This window comes from Mycobacterium sp., assembly GCF_051006775.1.
In the GTDB taxonomy this organism is placed as follows: domain Bacteria; phylum Actinomycetota; class Actinomycetes; order Mycobacteriales; family Mycobacteriaceae; genus Mycobacterium.
This window is the reverse complement of sequence record NZ_JBPCSX010000040.1, coordinates 1-4,912: the sequence shown is the minus strand read 5'-3', so window position 1 is coordinate 4,912 and position 4,912 is coordinate 1. Positions and strand designations below refer to the sequence as shown.

Genomic DNA, 4,912 nt, shown 5'->3' with positions numbered 1-4,912 from the left:
GGCGGTGACCAGACCGAACACCAGCGCCCACCGAAAAGACCGCCGGCGCGTGCCCGCCGCGGTCTCATCGGCCGCGGGCGTGACGACGTCGACTTCCTCGGCCGTGGCGTCGTCCCTCCCGACGTCCTCCGCCTCGGTCAGTTCGGTGCCTCCGGACTCAGCATGTCCTGCCACGTCTTCTCCTGGGAACCGCTCTTGGCCAGGTCGGTCTGCGAATAGACCCGACCGTCGGGGCCGACATAGGTACCGGTGGTCTGGTCATACTTCACGACGGCAAGCGGCGGTGGCGCCGGCGCCACCGGAGCGGGTGCGGCAGCGGCCGGACGCGGGGAACTCACCGGCTGGGGTACGGACTGGCCCGAATTCGTGGCGTTCGGGTCACCCTTCCAGTTATAGCCATCGTTCAGCGGAACGTACTGTTCATCGCTTTCGCACATCTGAACCGTCGGGGCGCGCTTGCCGGGCCTGGTGAGACACGGCAGATTGCGCGCACCACGCACGTTGTAGGGCGAGTCCTGCGGAACTCGGCAGTACAGCAATCCGTTCGGACGTTCCGGATAGTCAGTCGCGACGGCCGTACGGTGTTGCTGCGCCGGCAGGAACCCTGTCGTACACGGTGGCGGCAAGTTCAGGTTCACGTTGAAACTCAGGTATCCACCGGGGTTGTCATTTCTCGAGTGCAAGTTGGCGACCGAGCCGGCCTGGATATTTGCGACGCCCTGCGGCAGGAGCACGAGCAATTGCTCGAGACCGGCATGATAATCCACCAGAACCTGACCAACGGATCCGAGATTGGCAAGAATTATCGGAAGTGTCGGTTGCAGCCGCTCGATAAGTTGGCGTGCTTTCTCGGTGGTGGGGCTGCCGTTGGCGATAAGACCATTGACTGCAGCGTCGCGGTCACGGAGCTGGCCGGAGACCGTCGCCAGATGTGCGGCCCATGCCCGGATGGAATCGGCGGAATCTGCCTGTGAATTGAGGACTGCCGCGGAAGAGTCGATGAGCGACGTCAGCGAACCGAGGTTGGCCCGCGCGTCGATTGCGAGTTGGCTGGCGCCCTTCACGATCCGGGAGAGTTCTGGACCGAGACCGCCGAACGCGGTGGACGACTCGTCGACAACGGTCTTCAGATTATCCTTCGGTATCGCGAGCAGGCCTCTATTCGATGCATCAAGTAGCGCGTCGATCGGGGGCGGAACTGAGGTGTTCGCGCGTGCGATCGTGTCGCCGTTGCGCAGTGGCGCCGAGTCACCGTCACGGGGCAGCAGGGCCACATACTGCTCGCCGATGGCCGATGCACTGTGCACCTCGGCTTCGAGGTTCGAGGGGATAGCGATTCCAGACTTCAGCGACAGCACCGCGCGGACCCCACCGCCGGCTGCCAGGCCCACGGATTCAACCTTGCCGACCGTCGTGCCGCGATAGGTCACATTGGCGCTGCGGTACAGCCCGCCCGATACCGGCAACTCCATGGCCACCGTGTAACGCCCGACGCCGAACATCGCCGGGATCTTGATGTAGTCGCCGATCATGATGGCCCCGGCAACCACTGAAATGATCGCGAACACCGCCAACTGAATGACAAGTCGTTTGGACATGTGCACGTTAGGGCCCCTGGTCGAGGTGGTAGGGAGCGATAAGCGGGTTACCTGAGGTATACGGACTCGGTAGCTGACCGATCGTTCTCCCCCACTGAATTTCCAGCAGCGTGAGGAGGCCCTCATAACGGGTACCGGTCAGGAACGACGCATCGATGCGGCTGAGGGTGAGGTCGATGGTGGGAGAAAGGTTTCCGTAATCGCCCCGCATCCAGTTCTGCAGCGTGTCCGTCGGGAACGGATAGCTGGCCAGCATTCCCAGCGATCGGGTGATCGCCGGACCTGCGTTGGCGACCGACCGCAACACCGGCGCAAGGTCATTGAATTCCTTGACCAGCGTCTCCTTGGTCTGACCGATCGAGCTGGTGGCTATCGCGCCGAATTTCCCCAACTGATCGAGGGCTTCAGCGATGTTGCGACGTTGGTCTTTGAGAACGGCGAGTGCGTTGGGAATCGTCTTCAGTGCCCGTTCGAGAACTGGGCGCTGCTCGGCGAATTTGCCGACCACTCGGTCCAGACTCTCCGTGGCGGCGATGATGTCCCCGCTCTGATCATCGATGTAGCCAGCGAATCTATCGAGTTGGCTGATCAGGCTGCGGAGATCCTGATCACGTCCGTGCAGGGCGGTACTGAATGCCTCGATGACATCCTGTAGTTGGCCAATGCCGCCGCCGTTGAGCAGGAGCGAGACCGCTGCAAGCGTCTGCTCGGTGGTCGGGAATGCGCCGGCGTTCTTCAGCGGAATCACCGATCCATCGTGAAGTCGCTCCGTGGCGGCCGGTGTTGCCGGCTCGGCAAGCTCGATGTGTTGGGAACCCAGCAGGCTGGTCTGGCCCATCTTCGCGGTGACGTCGGACGGAAGCGAAACGTCGCCGTTCAATCGCATGGTCACCAGCGCATGCCAGCCCTGGCGTTCGATCTTGGTCACCGTGCCGACATTGACATCGCCCACCCGCACCCGGGAATTCGGCTCGAGGTTATTCACATCCGGTATTTGTGCCTGCACCAGATAAGAGTCCGATCCACCACCCTCGCTGCCGGGCAGATGCAATGAGTTGAGGCCGCGCCACCCGCAACCCGAGAGGGTCAGCGCGACAGCCACAACCAGCCCGGTCGTTCGACGACCGCGCCGCGCCGCGCTCACCGTCCACCTTCAGCAGGCAATAGCAAATCCTGCAGACCAGCAGCTGGATCACTGCTGGAGGCAGGCGCATCACCGCCCACTGGTGCCGAAGCGGGTGCTGGCGGTACGTAGTCCGGTCGCATCCAATCCTCACTGTAGGTGACTTCATTTGGCCGCGCCTGGGCGCCGACCGTCAAAATCGGTGCGCCCGGCATTCCGTCGACTCCGAGTGGGAGGAAGTTGTATTGGCGATTCTTGAAGATCGGGGCCAGATACTGAACGCAGAGTTTCGCCGATTGCTCCGCATTCAGGCGCGACGCCGCCTGGATCGAACTGCAGACGAATTGCAGCGGATTGGCGAAGTTGTTGAGTGACAGCGCACCCGTTGTGGTCGCTCCGGCGGGTTCGTAGATATTGATGAAGTTCGACAGGCCGGTCGGCGCAACATGCAGACTCTGTTTCAGATCATCCTTGCTCTCACCGAGCGCTTGAGTGATCTCGGCGAGGCGGTCGAAGGCGGTCCCGAGATGGCCCTGGTTCTCCTGTAGGAAGACATCCATATCGGTGACTGCCGTATTCAAGTCAGCTACGGCGGTCCCGACCTCGTCCGGGCTGTTCGCGAGTAGGCCGGTCACCCCGGCGAGATTCTGGTTGAGTTGACGCATCAGGTCGGTACTGCCACTGAGCGCCGAGACCAGAATCGACAGGTTCTTGACTGTTCCAAAGATATCGCCCGACTGATCACCCAGGATCGACAGTGACTGTGAAAGCTTGATCACGGTGTCGCGGACCGAACTACCTTGACCGCGTAGATTGTCCGCAAGCGTGTTGACAAAGCCGCCCAAGGTGGATACCCCGCCTGGCGTGGTCGGCTGCAGGGTCTCGGTCAGTTTCTTCAATTGGATCCGCAGGTCATCGTATTCGACAGGTACGGCCGTCCGATCCCGCGGAATTACGGCGTTGTCCCCCAGTGCCGGGCCGCCTGTGTAGACCGGGATGAGCTGAATGAACCTCGCGCTGACCAGGGTCGGTGAGATGACCACCGCCTTCGCGTCGGCGGGGATCTTGTACTTGCTGTCCACCCAGAAGGTGACCTGTGAGCGCGAGGGTTGCGGAACGATCTTCTTGATCTTGCCCACCGGTACGCCGAGGACCCGAATGGTGTCGCCTTCGTAGATGCCGTTGCTGTTCTCGAAGTAGGCCGTCATCATTGTCTTCCCGAACCGGCTGGGTAGGACCACCAGAGCCACCGCTCCGACCAGCACAACGGCAAGCCCGAACACCAGCAGCCGGCGAGCGGATCGTGAGAGGTTCATGGGGTCGTCCGTCCTGTCTGGGCCGGCTCATTCGGCGCTGCCCGGTAGACCGGTTCAGGTGCGGGGGAAGGGCCCTCCGCGCCGGGAATCGGCGGACCGGGCGCTGGTCCGCCCGGCGCCGGAGCCGGCGGCGGTTCCCGGTACGGATAACGGGGATCGCCCGGCTTGCCGGTGATCGCGTCGGGCAGAGTCATCCGCGGATCACCACCCTGACCGGTACGCGGGAAGGGCATCGGCAGGGCCGGCGTTCCCGGTTGGCCCGTCGGTGGGTCGGTCAGTTCCGAGGGCAGCAGGACGGCGGGTTCGAGGCCGAGGTCGGAGAACGCCGCGTCGATGAAGGGCTGAATGAACTGGCCCGGCAGCAGGTTGACGATATAGGAATTGAACCAGGGGCCAGTAGAGACGGCCTCACCCTGCGACATCGAAAACGCGTTGAGACGCTTGATCGACAGCTGCAGATCCTTCTTGTGGTTGGCGAGGATCGTGAGGACGCCGTTCAGCTTCTCCAGCGAGGGTGGCAGTTGAGTCCGATTCTCCGAGGCGAAGGCCGAAAGCTGTCTGGCGAGGCTGGAAAGATTGCCCGAAACCTCGTCAAGAGCCGCACTTTCGCTCTGCAACTGCGCCAGAAGCGCGTTGGTCTGCTGGATGAGGAGGACGACCTGATCGGTGCGATTGGATAGCACGGTGGTCGCCTTGTAGGCGTGGGCCAACAGCTCTCGCAACTGCACGTCCCGATTGTTCAGCGACGCGGAGAACCGGCCGAGACCCTGTACAGCGGCCTGCAACTCTGGAGGCGTGCTGGAAAAGGTTTCGGAGAGAGTCGAAAGGGATTGGGACAATTTCGCCGTGTCGAGCTGATCGATGTTAGTCGCGAG

Annotated in this window: 4 protein-coding genes; all 4 read right to left on the bottom strand. The window is 62.5% G+C overall.

Annotated elements, in window-relative coordinates; translation table 11 throughout:
• Positions 1-137: 137 nt before the first annotated feature.
• The gene (locus tag ACR2JI_RS02940; RefSeq protein ID WP_526387856.1) at positions 138-1,598 is read right to left on the bottom strand and encodes an MCE family protein; all 1,461 of its coding nucleotides are present in this window, start codon (positions 1,596-1,598) and stop codon (positions 138-140) included.
• Positions 1,599-1,605: 7 nt separating this feature from the next.
• Positions 1,606-2,706 carry a virulence factor Mce family protein gene (locus ACR2JI_RS02935; RefSeq protein ID WP_526387858.1) on the bottom strand — a complete coding sequence of 367 codons (1,101 nt, stop codon included), beginning with the start codon at positions 2,704-2,706 and terminating at the stop codon, positions 1,606-1,608.
• A 32-nt stretch (positions 2,707-2,738) separates the two neighbouring features.
• On the bottom strand, positions 2,739-4,037 hold the full coding sequence (locus tag ACR2JI_RS02930) for an MCE family protein (protein WP_526387854.1): 1,299 nt from the start codon (positions 4,035-4,037) through the stop codon (positions 2,739-2,741).
• Positions 4,034-4,912 (bottom strand): MCE family protein (locus tag ACR2JI_RS02925; protein WP_526387852.1); only part of this gene is annotated, 879 nt, incomplete at its 5' end. The genes ACR2JI_RS02930 and ACR2JI_RS02925, both read right to left, overlap by 4 nt.